The 13,557-nt window shown below is 66.5% G+C and carries 13 protein-coding genes; 6 read left to right on the top strand and 7 right to left on the bottom strand.

The window, feature by feature from the left end; all coding sequences use genetic code 11:
- Positions 1 to 100: 100 nt before the first annotated feature.
- The 3 genes from alkB to ada all read right to left on the bottom strand — a co-directional run bounded on the left by alkB (position 101) and on the right by ada (position 2,670).
- Positions 101 to 757, bottom strand: a complete 657-nt coding sequence (gene alkB / locus AC1D3B_RS24845; RefSeq protein ID WP_478193343.1) for a DNA oxidative demethylase AlkB — start codon at positions 755 to 757, stop codon at positions 101 to 103.
- Positions 758 to 865: 108 nt separating this feature from the next.
- Positions 866 to 1,591, bottom strand: coding sequence for a 2OG-Fe(II) oxygenase (locus AC1D3B_RS24840; protein WP_478193342.1), 726 nt, complete (start codon positions 1,589 to 1,591; stop codon positions 866 to 868).
- Positions 1,588 to 2,670: a bifunctional DNA-binding transcriptional regulator/O6-methylguanine-DNA methyltransferase Ada gene (gene ada / locus AC1D3B_RS24835; protein ID WP_478193341.1), complete on the bottom strand. Its 1,083-nt coding sequence runs from the start codon at positions 2,668 to 2,670 to the stop codon at positions 1,588 to 1,590. Before ada ends, AC1D3B_RS24840 begins: the two co-directional genes overlap by 4 nt.
- 174 nt (positions 2,671 to 2,844) lie before the next feature.
- Between ada and AC1D3B_RS24830 the strand changes: the two genes are divergently transcribed.
- Positions 2,845 to 4,443, top strand: a complete 1,599-nt coding sequence (locus AC1D3B_RS24830; RefSeq protein ID WP_478193340.1) for an OpgD/OpgG family glucan biosynthesis protein — start codon at positions 2,845 to 2,847, stop codon at positions 4,441 to 4,443.
- 102 nt (positions 4,444 to 4,545) lie between these two features.
- Here AC1D3B_RS24830 and AC1D3B_RS24825 read toward each other — a convergent pair whose 3' ends face one another.
- Entirely contained in the window at positions 4,546 to 4,917 is a 372-nt protein-coding gene (locus AC1D3B_RS24825) for an FKBP-type peptidyl-prolyl cis-trans isomerase (RefSeq protein ID WP_478193409.1), read from the bottom strand.
- A 186-nt stretch (positions 4,918 to 5,103) separates the two neighbouring features.
- Here AC1D3B_RS24825 and AC1D3B_RS24820 point away from each other — a divergent pair, with 186 nt between their 5' ends.
- From AC1D3B_RS24820 to AC1D3B_RS24810, 3 genes are all read left to right on the top strand, one after another.
- Complete coding sequence (locus tag AC1D3B_RS24820) at positions 5,104 to 6,498, top strand: ethanolamine ammonia-lyase subunit EutB (RefSeq protein ID WP_478193339.1); 1,395 nt, start codon at positions 5,104 to 5,106, stop codon at positions 6,496 to 6,498.
- Positions 6,495 to 7,283 (top strand): ethanolamine ammonia-lyase subunit EutC, encoded by a 789-nt coding sequence (gene eutC / locus AC1D3B_RS24815; protein ID WP_478193338.1) that lies wholly within the window; start codon positions 6,495 to 6,497, stop codon positions 7,281 to 7,283. Before AC1D3B_RS24820 ends, eutC begins: the two co-directional genes overlap by 4 nt.
- A 67-nt stretch (positions 7,284 to 7,350) precedes the next feature.
- A complete protein-coding gene (locus tag AC1D3B_RS24810; RefSeq protein WP_478193337.1) occupies positions 7,351 to 7,929 on the top strand; it encodes a peroxidase-related enzyme in 579 nt (192 codons plus the stop codon).
- Between the two features lie 17 nt (positions 7,930 to 7,946).
- On the opposite strand, the gene AC1D3B_RS24805 is transcribed toward AC1D3B_RS24810, so the two are convergent.
- Both AC1D3B_RS24805 and AC1D3B_RS24800 read right to left on the bottom strand, forming a co-directional pair.
- Positions 7,947 to 9,632 (bottom strand): phosphoethanolamine transferase, encoded by a 1,686-nt coding sequence (locus tag AC1D3B_RS24805; RefSeq protein WP_478193336.1) that lies wholly within the window; start codon positions 9,630 to 9,632, stop codon positions 7,947 to 7,949.
- Positions 9,633 to 9,870: 238 nt separating this feature from the next.
- Positions 9,871 to 10,575: a phosphatase PAP2 family protein gene (locus AC1D3B_RS24800; RefSeq protein WP_478193335.1), complete on the bottom strand. Its 705-nt coding sequence runs from the start codon at positions 10,573 to 10,575 to the stop codon at positions 9,871 to 9,873.
- A gap of 76 nt (positions 10,576 to 10,651) precedes the next feature.
- On the opposite strand from AC1D3B_RS24800, the gene AC1D3B_RS24795 reads away from it, so the two are divergent.
- On the top strand, positions 10,652 to 11,329 hold the full coding sequence (locus tag AC1D3B_RS24795; RefSeq protein WP_478193334.1) for a response regulator: 678 nt from the start codon (positions 10,652 to 10,654) through the stop codon (positions 11,327 to 11,329).
- Positions 11,326 to 12,696, top strand: coding sequence for a sensor histidine kinase (locus AC1D3B_RS24790; RefSeq protein ID WP_478193333.1), 1,371 nt, complete (start codon positions 11,326 to 11,328; stop codon positions 12,694 to 12,696). Before AC1D3B_RS24795 ends, AC1D3B_RS24790 begins: the two co-directional genes overlap by 4 nt.
- 36 nt (positions 12,697 to 12,732) lie before the next feature.
- Here AC1D3B_RS24790 and AC1D3B_RS24785 read toward each other — a convergent pair whose 3' ends face one another.
- The gene (locus AC1D3B_RS24785) at positions 12,733 to 13,515 is read right to left on the bottom strand and encodes an SDR family oxidoreductase (RefSeq protein WP_478193332.1); all 783 of its coding nucleotides are present in this window, start codon (positions 13,513 to 13,515) and stop codon (positions 12,733 to 12,735) included.
- Positions 13,516 to 13,557: the final 42 nt, after the last annotated feature.

Raw genomic sequence — 13,557 nt, 5'->3', positions numbered from 1 at the left:
CCTGCGGCGAAAGATCGTATTCCGGCGTAGGAAAAACCACCGGGCGTGAGGTGTCGGAGCCCGACACATTGCGATGTAGGCGCGGGACTACAGAGCCGGCTCAGCCCGCCTTGCGAAAGGTGAGGTTGATCCGGCACTCGCCCATGAACGGATGCGTGCCGTCCTTCAAGGGCAGTACACCGTGGTGATGCAGGCGCGCCGGCCCGCCCCAGACGACGACATCGCCATGGCCGAGTGGCACGCGCCGTGCCTTGTCCGTCCGCTTCGGCCCGCCGAAGAGGAAGACCGCGGGGATGCCGAGCGAGACGGAAACAATCGGCTGGCTGAAGTCGCGTTCGTCGCGGTCCTGGTGCAGTGACAGGCGCGTGCCGGCTTCGTAGCGGTTGACGAGGCACGCGTCCGGTGTGAATCCCTCGAAACCGGCGTGGGCAGCCGCTTCGGTGGCGAGCTTGGTGAACTCGGCCGGCATGCGCGGCCAGGATCGGCCCGTCTCAGGGTCGACGGGGTCGTAGCGGTAGCCCGACCGATCCGTGACCCAGCCCAGTTCACCGCAATTCGTCATCGCGACCGACATTCGAAAGCCACCCGGCGTGACCATGTGGCGAAGCGGTGACTGGGCGATCACCTGCCGCACTGCGTCCAGCAACCCCGCCTCGCGCGACCGGGCGAACTGGCGCAGTACCACCGCGCCCGGTTCGAGTGCTTCCACCCAGGGCACGACAGGTTCCGAAATCGAGTCGAAAAGATCCAGCGTCATGGAAAGTCAGGGAGCCGCCGCGGAACCGGCTTCGCCGGGCCGCTGGCGGCGCCCCCTGCAAGGGGGTGGAGAGCGACACGCAGTGCGCGAGCCTGGGGGTTCATCCAATTATTCAGCGTCGTGAAAGATGATGCCGGCGGTGTAACGATGCCCTGAAAGCACCCGGCTCACGCCGTGACGAAGGTTCACGCGATACGTGCCACGAGTCCCCTGGACCGGCCGGTGGTGCACCGCGATCACCGCGGCATCGCCCTGGTGCAGCGGCAGCACCATCGGGCGTGACTGCATGCGCGGTCGCTGCTCCGTCATCACGAACTCGCCGCCCGTGAAATCGCGGCCGGGTTCGGACAACAGGATCACGAGCTGCAGCGGAAAGACGTGCTCGCCGTACAGGTCCTGGTGCAGGCAGTTGTAGTCGTCGGCCCGGTACTGCAACAGCAATGGCGTCGGCTTGGTCTGCCCTGCCGCGTGGCAGCGCGCGATGAAGTCGGCATGCCCCGGCGGATAGCGCACATCGATGCCCATGACCTCATTCCAGCGATTCGCGATCGGTGCGAGATGCGGATAGACCGCTTCACGCAGGCCGGCGACGAGCGCGGGCAGCGGATAGGCGAAGTACTTGTACTCGCCACGCCCGAAGCCGTGCCGCTCCATCACCACGCGGCTGCGGAAGGGCTTGTCCGACGCATACAGCGAAACCAGCAATTCGCACTCGGCCGCTGTGAGCAGGCCGGGGATCACGGCGCCGCCCTGCTCGTCGAGATCGTTGCCCGCCTGCGCCCAGTCGACAAGGCCGACTCGAGCGACGGGCGCTGTCATGTCCCTCGCGTTCATGCCCGCTTCGCCTCCCGCTGCAGCAATGCGCTCTTGCGCTCGACGCCCCATCGATAGCCCGACAGGCCGCCGTCGCTGCGCACCACGCGATGGCAGGGAATCGCCACCGCCAGCGTGTTGGCGCCGCAGGCCTGGGCCACTGCGCGTACAGACTTCGGCGCGCCGATGCGCTGTGCGATGTCGCTGTAGCTTGCGGTGGTGCCTGCCGGGATCTCGCGGAGTGCCTGCCACACGCGTTGCTGGAAGGCGGTGCCGCGCACGTCGAGCGGAAGGTCCAGGCCCACGCCCGGCGCCTCGACAAAGCCGACGACCTTCGCGACCAGTTCCTCGAAACCGGGATCGCCACCGATCAACCGCGCCCGCGGAAACTGGTCCTGCAGGTCGCGCGCCAGCGCATCGGCGTCATCGCCCAGTGCAATCGCGCAGACGCCGCGCTCGCTTTGCGCCACCAGGATGGCGCCCAGCGCGCACTCGCCGATCGCGAAGCGGATCTCGGTATCGGCACCACCGGCGCGCCACGCGGTGGGCGTCATGCCCAGCATCTCGTTGGACTGCGCGTAGAAGCGGCCGTTCGAGTTGTAGCCGGCGTCGTAGATCGCGTCTGTCACGGTGTCGCTGCGTGACAGTTCCTGACGCACGCGGCTGGCGCGGTGCGCCGCCGCATAGGCCTTGGGCGTGACGCCGGTGGTCTCCTTGAAAAGCCGATGGAGATGCGAACTGCTCAGCCCCGCACGCTCGGCGAGTTCGTCCAGCGTCGGCGCCTGTTCGGAGCGCTCGATGAAGCGGCAGAGGTCCGCGACGATGGCCGCATGGTGTTCGGCACGTGCGGGCTGGTCCGGCTTGCAGCGCATGCAGGGGCGGAAGCCGGCGCGCTCGGCGTCCTCGGCCGTCGCGTGGAATTCCACGTTCTCGGGTCGCGCCGACCGTGCGCCGCAGGACGGGCGGCAGTACACGCCCGTGGTCCTGACCGAGTAGAAGAAGCGGCCGTCCGCCGCGGCGTCACGTGCGAGCACCGAAGCCCAGCGCGGATCGCTCACGGTAGCCAGGGCCCGCATTTCGGTGGGATTGGTCATGTTCATATGCATCCTTCAATGGGTGATTGATCGATGCGTTCACTGTAGGGATCGGAGGTCCGAGGCGCACTCCGTGTCTTGCTTTCGAATTCGATCGTAGGACAACGCCGCCATGGCCGCTTTTTCTTCAGGCCTTGGCCTACGGGTCAGCCTGCCGGGCCTCGTTAACATTCGGCCCACATGATCGATCGCCGCTCACTCCTTACCGCCGGCGGCGCCTCATTGGCGCTCGCTGCCCTCGGACTTCCCGCCGACGCCTTCGCGGCCGGCGGACTCACCCTCAGCCAGCCCAGGCCCTTCTCCTTCGAACGTCTTGTTGCACTGGCGAAATCGCTGGGCGCCAAGCCCTATGTCGCCGACACCTCGCTGCCGGCCAGCGTGCTGGAACGCATCGACTACGACGCGCACGGCAAGATCAAGTTCAACACCGACAACGCGTTGTTCAAGGACGGACCCGGCCAGTATCCGGTGACCTTCTTCCACCTCGGGCGCTACTTTCAGGTGCCGGTGCACATGTTCGTGCTCGAAAGCGCGGGCGACGACGGTTTCGCACGCGAGATCGTCTACGACGCCGCGTACTTCACGATGCCCGACGACAGCCCCGCGAAGCAACTCAAGGACGGCGCCGGTTTCGCCGGCTTCCGCCTGCAGGAAAGCCGCCTCGGCGACCAGAAGAAGCTCCCCTGGCAGACGAACGACTGGGCCGCGTTTCTTGGCGCTTCGTACTTCCGCGCCATCGGCGAGCTGTTCCAGTACGGCCTGTCCGCGCGCGGCATCGCACTGGACGCGGCAATGCCCGATCGTGCGGAGGAGTTCCCCACCTTCACGCGCTTCTACTTCGAGCCGCCGGCATCCGACACCGCCAACACGATGACGATCTACGCCCTGCTCGAAGGGCCGAGCATCACCGGCGCCTACAAGTTCGTCCTGCGGCGCGACAAGTCCGTCCTGATGGACATCGACGCGCGCCTTTTCCTGCGCCGCGATGTCGGCCGCTTCGGACTGACGCCGCTGACCTCGATGTACTGGTATTCCGAATCGGTGAAGCCCACCGGCATCGACTGGCGGCCGGAGGTGCACGACTCCGACGGCCTGGCGATGTGGAACGGCGCCGGCGAACGCATCTGGCGCCCATTGAACAATCCCACGCAGACCCGCGCGTCGGCCTTCAACGACACGAACCCGCGCGGCTTCGGACTGCTGCAGCGCGACCGCGCCTTCGATCACTTCCAGGACGGCGTGTACTACGACAAACGGCCCAGCCTGTGGGTTGAACCACTGGGCAACTGGGGCGAGGGCTCGGTGCAGCTCATCGAGATTCCGACGGACGACGAGATCCACGACAACATCCTTGCCTGCTGGGTGCCCAAGGCACCGGCCACTGCCGGGTCGAGCTACAGCCTGAAGTACCGGCTTCACTGGACCGCGGAAGAGCCCTTCCCGTCGCCGCTGGCGCGCACCATCGCCACGCGCATCGGGCGCGGCGGCCAGCCCGGGCAGCCGCGCCCGCCGGGCGTGCGCAAGTTCATGGTCGAGTTCATCGGCAAGCCGCTCGAATCGCTGCCCTTCGGCGTCAAGCCCGAGCTGGTGCTGTCGGCTTCGCGCGGCAAGTTCTCGTACATCTTTGCCGAAGCCGTGCCCAACGGCGTGCCGGGACATTGGCGTGCGCAGTTCGACTTCACGGCCGAAGGCAATGATCCCGTCGACATGCGGCTCTACCTGAAGAACGGCGACCAGACCCTGTCGGAAACCTGGCTCTACCAATTCCAGCCGTTCTAGCTGCTCGCCCAGAAATACCGCGGAACCGGCTCGGCCGGGCCACCGGTATTGCCCCCGGCAGGGGGTGGAGAGCGACACGAAGTGCGCGAGCCTGGGGGCGAGCTACTTCTTCACAGAGATCAGTTCGATCTCGAAGTTGAGCGTCGCATTGGGCGGAATCACGCCGCCGGCACCGCGCGTGCCGTAGGCAATGGCGGGCGGACAGGTCAGCTTTGCCTTGCCGCCCGCCTTCATCATCTGTACGCCCTCGGTCCAGCACGGAATCACGCCGTTGAGCGGGAAATCGATGGGGTTGCCGCGCTTGTAGGAGCTGTCGAATTCCTTGCCGTCCGGGAAGGTGCCGCGGTAGTGCACCGTGACCACATCGGTCGCCGCGGGCGACGGGCCGCTGCCCTCCGTGATCGACTGGAAGACCAGGCCGCTCGGCTTGGTCACGGGCGCGGACTGCGCGAAGGCGGTCGGCAGGACGAACATCGAAACGAGGGCGGCGCAAAGAACTGATCGCACGGGGATACCTTGGTTGAATGGATGGACGGCGCATTATTGCCGGCGATCGCGCCCATCTGGCACCGCTCTTGCAAGCCGTTGCAGGTACAGTGCTCGCTGGCCATGCGACTTCCGCGAGACGCATTCCACCACCGTCTGAAGACTGCTTGCACGATGCGCTATCGCACCACGATCGAATCGCAGGTCTTTGATTTCGACGACCTGAAGCAGGTCATGGCCTTCGCGAGCCCGGCCCGTTCGGGCGACTACCTCGCGGGGATCGGCGCAGCGACCGCCCAGCAGCGTCTTGCGGCGCGCCATGTGCTGGCGGAAACCCCGCTGAAGCAATTCCTCACCGAGGCGCTGATTCCGTACGAAAACGACAACATCACGCGGCTGATCATCGACGGCCACGATGCACAGGCTTTCGCGCCGGTGTCGCACCTGACCGTCGGCGATTTCCGCAACTGGCTTCTTTCCGAAGGAACGGACACCGCCGCCCTCACCGCACTGGCGCCAGGGCTGACGCCGGAGATGGTCGCGGCGACCTCGAAGCTGATGCGCAACCAGGACCTGATCGCGGTCGCGCGCAAGTGCAACATCGTCACGCGCTTTCGCGACACGATCGGCTTGCCGGGACACCTGTCGGTCCGGCTACAGCCCAACCACCCGACCGACGACCTTCGCGGCGTGGCGGCTTCGACGCTCGACGGCCTGCTGATGGGCGCGGGCGATGCGGTGATCGGCATCAACCCTGTCTCCGACAGCCTGCCCGTGCTGGGGGACCTGCTGCACATGCTCGACGAAGTGATCCAGCGCTTCGAGATTCCGACGCAAAGCTGCCTGCTGACCCACGTCACGAACACATTGAAGTTGGTCGAGTCCGGTGCGCCGATCGATCTCGTCTTCCAGTCGATCGGCGGCACCGAGCAAACCAATCGATCCTTCGGCGTGACACCCGAACTGCTCGACGAGGCCCACGCGGCAGCGCTCTCGCTGCATCGCGGCACCGTTGGCGAGAACCTGATGTACTTCGAGACGGGACAGGGCAGCGCGTTGTCGGCCAACGCGAATTTCGGCGTCGACCAGCAGACCTGCGAGGCGCGCGCCTATGCGCTCGCGCGACGCTACGAACCGCTGCTCATCAACACGGTGGTCGGCTTCATCGGACCCGAATACCTGTACGACGGCAAGCAGATCATCCGCGCAGGCCTGGAGGACCACTTCTGCGGCAAGCTCCTGGGACTGCCGCTGGGTTGCGACGTCTGCTACACCAACCATGCCGAAGCCGACCAGGACGACATGGACACGCTGCTGGTGCTGCTCGGCACGGCCGGCATCAACTTCATCATGGGCGTGCCGGGCGCGGACGACGTGATGCTCAACTACCAGAGCACCTCGTTCCACGACGCTCTCTTCCTGCGCGAGACGATGGGCCTCCGTCGCGCGCCCGAATTCGAAGCCTGGTTGCAGCGCATGCAGATCACCGACAGTGCGGGCCATCTGCGACCGCCCTCCTCCAACCTGCTTCTCGCCGGCATGAACGACCTGAGGGCGCTCGCCGCATGAAGGACGACCCGGTCACCCAGAGCCCGTGGGCCGAGTGGCGCCGCGCGACGCCTGCCCGACTGGCGCTCGGCCGCGCCGGCGCAGGCATGCCGACCGATGAAGTGCTGCGCTTCGGCTGGGCGCATGCGATGGCGCGTGATGCAATCCATGCCGCGCTCGATGTGGACACGCTCGAGGCCTCCCTGCTTGCGGACGGCTGGGAGGTCGCGAGAGTTCACAGCCGCGCGCCCGACCGGACGGCCTATCTGCGCAGGCCCGACCTGGGACGGCAACTGGATGCCGACGATGCGTCGCGATTGCAGGCAATGGCCGGCCAGCCCAGGGACATCTGCATCGTGATCGGCGATGGCCTTTCATCGGTGGCAGTGAGCCGACATGCCGTGCCGTTGCTCGCGGCACTGCGACAGCACCTTCCGCCCGAGTTGTCGCTGACGCCGATCGTGATCGCGTCGCAGGCGCGGGTCGCGGTCGCGGACGAGATCGGGGAGGTGTTGGGTGCGCGCCTCTCGATCATGCTGATCGGCGAACGCCCCGGCCTGAGTTCGCCCGACAGCCTGGGGATCTACATCACGCACACCCCGCGCCGGGGCCGGCATGATGCAGAGCGCAACTGCATCTCGAATGTGCGCCCCCAAGGGCTCAGCTACCCGCTCGCAGCCTTCAAGCTCGCGTGGCTGGTGCGCGAAGCCTTGCGTCGGGGCCTCACCGGCATTGACCTGAAGGACGAGAGCGATCACGCGGTGATTGCATCGGCCGGCGAGAAGGCGCCCCGGTTGCTCGCGTAGCCGCCCTGCAACAGGCGTTCCCATGATGGATGATGGGCCTCGTGCCCGCATTTCCAGGAGACATTCCATGACAGAGCGCTACCCCTTGGCCGATCTCAAGAACCTGCCCGACGACATCCGCGCCGCGGTGCTCGAAGTGCAGGAGAAGGCCGGCTTCGTGCCCAACGTGTTCCTCGCGCTCGCGCGCCGGCCCGCCGAGTGGCGCGCGTTCTTCGCGTACCACGATGCGTTGATGCTCAAGGAGGAAGGTTCGCTCACCAAGGGCGACCGCGAGATGATCGTCACCGCCACCAGTGCGGCCAACCAGTGCCTCTATTGCGTGGTGGCGCACGGCGCGCTGCTGCGCATCTACGAGAAGAAGCCGCTGGTGGCCGACCAGGTGGCCGTCAACTGGCGAAAGGCCGACATCACGCCACGCCAGCGCGCGATGCTCGAGTTCGCGATGAAGGTCTGCGAGCGTTCGCACGAGATCGACGAGAGCGATTTCCCGCCGCTGCATGCGCAGGGCTTCAGCGACGAGGACATCTGGGACATTGCCGCCATCACGGCGTTCTTCGGGCTTTCGAACCGCATGGCCAGCTTCAGCGGCATGCAGCCGAACCCGGAGTTCTTCCTGATGGGCCGGCTGCCGCGCGAGAAGAAGTAGGCTGCCGCGCCTCGGTCTCAGCTGCTCGCGAGCCCGTTCGCGTTCGCGCCGCGGCAGGATGTCAGGGCGTCGAGCGAGGGCTTGTAGGTCGGCGTGGTCACGTCCATCAGGCCGAGCACGGTGTGATAGAGGTTGTCATGGCTGAGCGGCGCATCGACATCCGCTTCCATGCACGCCCTCGACAACTGGCGTCGCGACTTCATGCCGTCGCTGAACCACATCACCAACGGCACGTGCTTCTGCACCTCCGGCGCGAAGCCGTAGGGCACGCCGTGCAGGAACAATCCGTATTCGCCCAGCGACTCGCCATGGTCGCTCAGGTAGAGCAGCGCCGTGTCGAAACGCCGGCCCTGCCCCTTGAGCCAGTCGATCGTCTTGCCGAGGAAACGGTCCGTGTAGGCAATCGAGTTGTCGTAGCCATTGAGCAGCTCGGCATGGCTGCATTCGGACAGCGCATTCGTCGTGCACTCGGGCAGGTAGCGCTTCACGTCGGGCGAGGAACGCTTGAAGTACGACGGGCCGTGGCTGCCCATCTGGTGCATCACCAGCACCACGCCCTTGTTTCGCCGCTCGGCAGGCAATGCGGCGAGGCGCTCGTCCAGGCCCCTGAGCATCACGTCGTCGAGACATTCGTCGCCATCGCAGAGCGCGCTCTGCACGCTGGAATCGAGATTCTGGAAGGCCGATGCGTGGGGCACGCGGTCACAGACGCCCTTGCAGCCGCCGGCCTGGTTGTCGAGCCAGAACACCGCAAGGCCGGAAGCCTGCAGCACGTCCATCAGGTTTTCGTAGTCGTTCGTGCGCGACTCGAAGCCCCGCTTGCCCAGCGGAGAGAACATGCAGGGCACGGAAGCCAGCGTGTTGGTGCCGCAGGAGTGCACGTCGCGATAGCTCAGCACGTGCCGTGCAGCGAGTTCGGGCGTGGTGTTGCGTACGTAGCCGTTGAGGCCGAAGTGATCGGCACGCGCCGTTTCGCCGACGACCAGCACGAACAGCGGCGGCTTCGCCTGGCCCGCGTAGCTGGCGCCCAGCGTGGCGCCACCGGCGACGGGCACGAGCTCGCGGGTGTGCTTGAACATCGGCTTGAAAGCCACCGCCGCGGCCGAGTAAATGCTCGCCATCGGATTCATCATGTAGCGCAGATGGACGTTGTTGCGCATCAGCGGTGCAAGCTGGCGATTCATCGCAAGGCCGCCTCCCGCGGCAATCACGGCCGCAGCCAGCAGCAAGACCGCATTGCGCCATGCCTGCGCCGGCAAGGGCTGCGTCTGGATGCGCACGCGCCACAGCGCCCACGCCGGCAAAGCGCTGACGAGCAGGACATTGAGCGCCATGCGCCGGCTCAGCAGGTCGCGCACTTCGGCGGGGTCGGTCTGTACCGCGTTCGCCAGCATGCTGGGGTCCATCACCACGCGATAGCTCAGCATGTAGTGCTGCACCACGGCGGCAAGTACCACGACGATGAACCAGAGCGGCTTCATCCAGCGCGACCAGGCGGTGAGCGACAGGATGGCCACGGTGCCACACACAGTGAGCAAGGCCATGAGCGCGATCGTCGGCAGGTACACGCTGGGCGCGCCGCCGATGCGGGCGAGTTCGTTCCACAGCGGCCAGTTGGCGGCGAGGGCGAGATAGAGGCTCAGCCAGATGACGACCGTGCGGGGCGAACGCGGGCGCGCAAACCAGTTGTCGATGGGCTGCATGAACCCGGCGGCCGGGGCCGTCGAGGGAATGCGGACTGAGGCGCCTGAGGCGTCCGGGGAGATCCGATCTTGGAGAAAGGACGTGGACCGCCCCTGGGAACCTGACATATCACGAGAGTAGACGGCAGGACTGAAAAGTCGCTGAACGCGTCAGTCAGGTTTCATTCATCTGCGGAAAGGATACGTAAGCGCTGGCGTCGGCCCGCCCCCTCTCCGTTTCCGCGCCGGCCGGTCGAAGTCAGCTGGGCGCCCGCACCGACTCCTGCCCGGAGCGGCGCCTCGAAGCCTGCACGAGCGCATCGATGGCAAAGGCCGTCGCCCAGCAGACCCAGGCTGTCCACAGCGTGTGGCTCATGAAGTGGGCACCGCGAAGCTGTTGCGAGAGTCCGAGCGCGAGCCCTGCGACCAATGCGCATGCGAGCCACACGCGCGCAATGCCGGGCGACCGTCGACGAAACACGAAGTAGCCGCAAACGTAGGCGAATCCGGCGGATGCATGGCCCGCCGGAAAGCAGTGGCCGCCGCCTCCATCGCGCACACCCCAGGCCCAGTGGGAGACATGTTGCGCCGCACCCCCGAATGTCTGAAGGTCCCAGGGGCAACTCGTCGAACTCGTGAACTTGATGAGGGACACGACCAGCACGGAAGCCAGCGTCGTCACGGCAAGCTGCGCGCGTTCGCCTGCGGTCAACCGTCGAAGGATCCAGACCGGCCAGCGAATCGAGACGAACAGCCCGATGACCAGGGCCCAGCTCAGGGACCTCATGCCCTCGTGCATCACCTTGACCAGGAACCAGTGCTCGCGCCACGGGAACCCCGTCGGAGTGCCCGCCCAGGATGCGAGCGCAAGGTCGAGGCCGGCTGCGTCCCAGACGAGCAGCAAGGCCAGCGAGATCAGGGTGCGGACGAGGAGACCGGAGCGCGGGACGGCAGAACGCATCATGAAGCTGCAGCTTAGTTTTTCCGCCTGAACCCAGCCTGAAGCCGCACTAGACTCCTCTTTTTGAAAGGACGGCGCTGTGCGCATATTGCTGGTCGAAGATGACACCGCGCTGGCGAGCGCCGTCTGCAGCTACCTGGAGGCGAAGGCCTTCGTCGTCGATGTGGCGCCCTGTCTCGCCGAAGCGCGCGCCGCACTCTCCGCCGTGCAGTACGCGGCAGTGCTGCTCGACCTGCACCTCGGCGACGGTGACGGTCTCTCCTTGCTGCCCACCGTCCGTGCGTTGCGCGAGCGCCCGATCGTGATCGTCCTGACCGCCCGGGACCAGGTGACAGACCGCATCCGTGGGCTCGACGCCGGTGCCGACGACTACCTCATCAAGCCCTACGACCCCGCCGAGTTGCTGGCCCGGCTGCGGGCGGTCGAGCGCCGGCGCAGTGCCAGCAGTTCGCCCGTGCTGCACCTCGGCACGCTCGAAATCGATCTCGGGCGCGACATGGTCCGCAAGGACGGAATGCCCGTCACCCTGACGCAGAAGGAATGGGCGCTGCTGCGCGTGATGGCCACGCGGCCGGACCGCATCCACACGCGCGAAATCCTCGCGGATGCGCTGTACGGTTTCGGCGACGAGGCGGACAGCAACACGCTCGAAGTCTTCATCAGCCGCCTGCGGCGCAAGCTCGGCCGCAACCATATCCAGACCTTGCGCGGGCTGGGGTATCGACTGTCATTCGCCGCGGACGACGACGACGAATGAACCTCAAGCTCTTGCGGCAGGCCAGCCTCGAACCGCTGGGCAGACGCGACTCGCTGGCAGGCCAGCTGACGCGCACACTCATCGTCTGGGTGGGGGGCGTCTGGCTCTTGTGCGTTCTTGGCGTGGTCTGGTATGTGGACCGGGAGATCAACCACAACTTCGACAACGAACTGGTGGAAGTCTCGCACCGCATGTTCGACATGGCCGTGCAGGAACTCGGCAAGCTGCGGCTCCAGAACCCCGATGCGCCCTCCCCGCTGATCGCGCCGCCGCAGCTCTTTTCGACCGACGCGGTGATGTACCAGGTGGTCGACACGCACGAGCGCGTTCTGCTGCGTTCGGCGGAGGCGCCCGTCGATGCCTTCGATGTCCCGCTCGCGCCCGGCTTCTCCAACACCGAGCGCTGGCGGATCTACACCGTGCGGCATCCCTCGCTCAACCTGTTCTTCCAGGTCGCCGATCCGCTGGACGAGCGCCGCACAGCGCTCAACCGCACGCTGCTGGGCCTCATCATTCCGCTGGGTGCCGTGTTGCCCGTCCTGGCGCTCGTGCTGCGCAACGTGGCACGCACCGAGCTCCGCGTGCTGCAGCAACTGGCCGGCGAGATCGAGCAGCGCAGCGGAACCGACCTGCGTCCGATCCGGCTCCCCGGGCTGCCCAAGGAACTGCGCTCGGTCGGCGACCATGTCAACCAGCTTCTCGAACGACTCTCGCAATCGCTCGACGTCGAGCGGGCGCTGGCGGCCAATGCGGCGCATGAACTGCGCACGCCGCTCGCGGCCGCGCGAGTGCGCCTGCAAACGGCGCTGGAACACGATCTCAAGCGCGACGAGGTTCTGGCTGCGCTCGAGGCGCTCCAGATGCTCGGGCATCGCACCGAGAAGCTGCTGCAGTTGTCCAGGGCCGAATCCGGGGCCTCGTTGACGCGCGCGCGGATCGATCTGGTCCAGCTTGCGGGCACAGTCGCCCAGGAGTTCTGGCAGGACCCGCGCGTGAACGAACGCCTGGCGCTGAAGGTGCCGGACTACGAACCGCCGATCGCGCTCGGCGATGTGGACGCCCTGGCGATCGCCCTGCGCAACCTTGTCGAGAATGCGCTGCGCTATGGCCGCGGCCGCGTGGTGATAGAGGTGACGGAACCCTGCACGCTGTCGGTGCGCGATTTCGGCCCCGGCGTCAGCGCGGATCAATTGCGCACGCTGCAGCAGCGCCACGTGCGGCACGGATCGGATCGCGCGGGCTATGGGCTGGGGCTGTCCATCGTCGGCACGATCGTCGAGAAGCTGGGCGCGCGGCTCGATCTCACATCGCCGCCCAGCGGCGCCGCGACCGGCTTCGAGGCGCGGATCGTGCTGCGTCCGGCCTAGGTCAGCTCTCAGTCAATCGCTGAAGGGTGTGCCGCTTCAAAGTGCGAAACCGTCGTCCGCCGCGATCACCGCACCGTTGACGAAATGGCTCTGCCCGCTCGCGAGCAGCACGATCAGCCCGTCGAGGTCCTCGGGCTTGCCGATCCGCTTGCGCGGCAGCATGCCGACCAGCTTCTGGCCGCCGTCGGTCACCCAGTGCTCCTCGTTGAGCTCGGTCACGATGTAGCCCGGGCACAGGGCGTTGACGTTGATGCCGAAGCGGCCCCACTCCAATGCCATGGCCTTGGTCATCTGCACCACCGCCGCCTTGCTCATGCAGTAGACGCCGATCTGCGGCAGCACCTTGAGCGCCGCCACCGAGGCGATGTTGATGATGCGCCCGCCGATGTAGGTGCCCGGCGCCGCGCCCTTGGCACGCGCGAGCATGCGCTTGCCCACTGCCTGCGCGACGAAGAAGCTGCCCTTGACGTTGGTGTCGAAGATAAAGTCGTAGTCGTCGCCCGACACCTCCTGCAGGCGCTGCGTGGTGCTCACGCCCGAGTTGTTGACCAGGATGTCGATGGGGCCGACCTCGGTCTCGGCACGTGCCACGGCGGCATTGATGCTGTCGATGTCGGTGACGTCGAGCTCGACGACGTGGGCATCGCCGCCCTCGCCCTCGATGCGTGCACGCAGCTCCTTCAGCTTGTCGGTGCTGCGGCTGGCCAGCACCACTGCGGCGCCGGCACGGGCCAGGGTCTTGGCGAACTGGGCGCCGAGGCCGCTCGATGCGCCGGTGACGAAAGCCACCCGGCCGGAAAGATCGATGCTGTAAGCCATGGGGAAGGTCCTGTTGGAGTCGCCAAAGCGACGGCCCGGAAC

The sequence above is a fragment of the Variovorax sp. P5_A3 genome (assembly GCF_056400665.1).
The sequence above is the reverse complement of the archived record's forward strand: the minus strand, read 5'-3'. Positions and strand labels throughout refer to the sequence as shown.

What these genes read in the sequence shown, in the direction of transcription:
- AC1D3B_RS24790 (WP_478193333.1), top strand. Translation starts at nt 11,326, where the DNA reads ATGAACCTCAAGCTCTTGCGGCAGGCCAGCCTCGAACCGCTGGGCAGA.
- AC1D3B_RS24825 (WP_478193409.1), bottom strand. Translation starts at nt 4,917, where the DNA reads ATGTTCGTCCTGCCGACCGCCTTCGCGCAGTCCGCGCCCGTGACCAAG.
- alkB (WP_478193343.1), bottom strand. Translation starts at nt 757, where the DNA reads ATGACGCTGGATCTTTTCGACTCGATTTCGGAACCTGTCGTGCCCTGG.
- AC1D3B_RS24840 (WP_478193342.1), bottom strand. Translation starts at nt 1,591, where the DNA reads ATGAACGCGAGGGACATGACAGCGCCCGTCGCTCGAGTCGGCCTTGTC.
- AC1D3B_RS24800 (WP_478193335.1), bottom strand. Translation starts at nt 10,575, where the DNA reads ATGATGCGTTCTGCCGTCCCGCGCTCCGGTCTCCTCGTCCGCACCCTG.
- eutC (WP_478193338.1), top strand. Translation starts at nt 6,495, where the DNA reads ATGAAGGACGACCCGGTCACCCAGAGCCCGTGGGCCGAGTGGCGCCGC.
- ada (WP_478193341.1), bottom strand. Translation starts at nt 2,670, where the DNA reads ATGAACATGACCAATCCCACCGAAATGCGGGCCCTGGCTACCGTGAGC.
- AC1D3B_RS24820 (WP_478193339.1), top strand. Translation starts at nt 5,104, where the DNA reads ATGCGCTATCGCACCACGATCGAATCGCAGGTCTTTGATTTCGACGAC.
- AC1D3B_RS24805 (WP_478193336.1), bottom strand. Translation starts at nt 9,632, where the DNA reads ATGCAGCCCATCGACAACTGGTTTGCGCGCCCGCGTTCGCCCCGCACG.
- AC1D3B_RS24785 (WP_478193332.1), bottom strand. Translation starts at nt 13,515, where the DNA reads ATGGCTTACAGCATCGATCTTTCCGGCCGGGTGGCTTTCGTCACCGGC.
- AC1D3B_RS24830 (WP_478193340.1), top strand. Translation starts at nt 2,845, where the DNA reads ATGATCGATCGCCGCTCACTCCTTACCGCCGGCGGCGCCTCATTGGCG.
- AC1D3B_RS24810 (WP_478193337.1), top strand. Translation starts at nt 7,351, where the DNA reads ATGACAGAGCGCTACCCCTTGGCCGATCTCAAGAACCTGCCCGACGAC.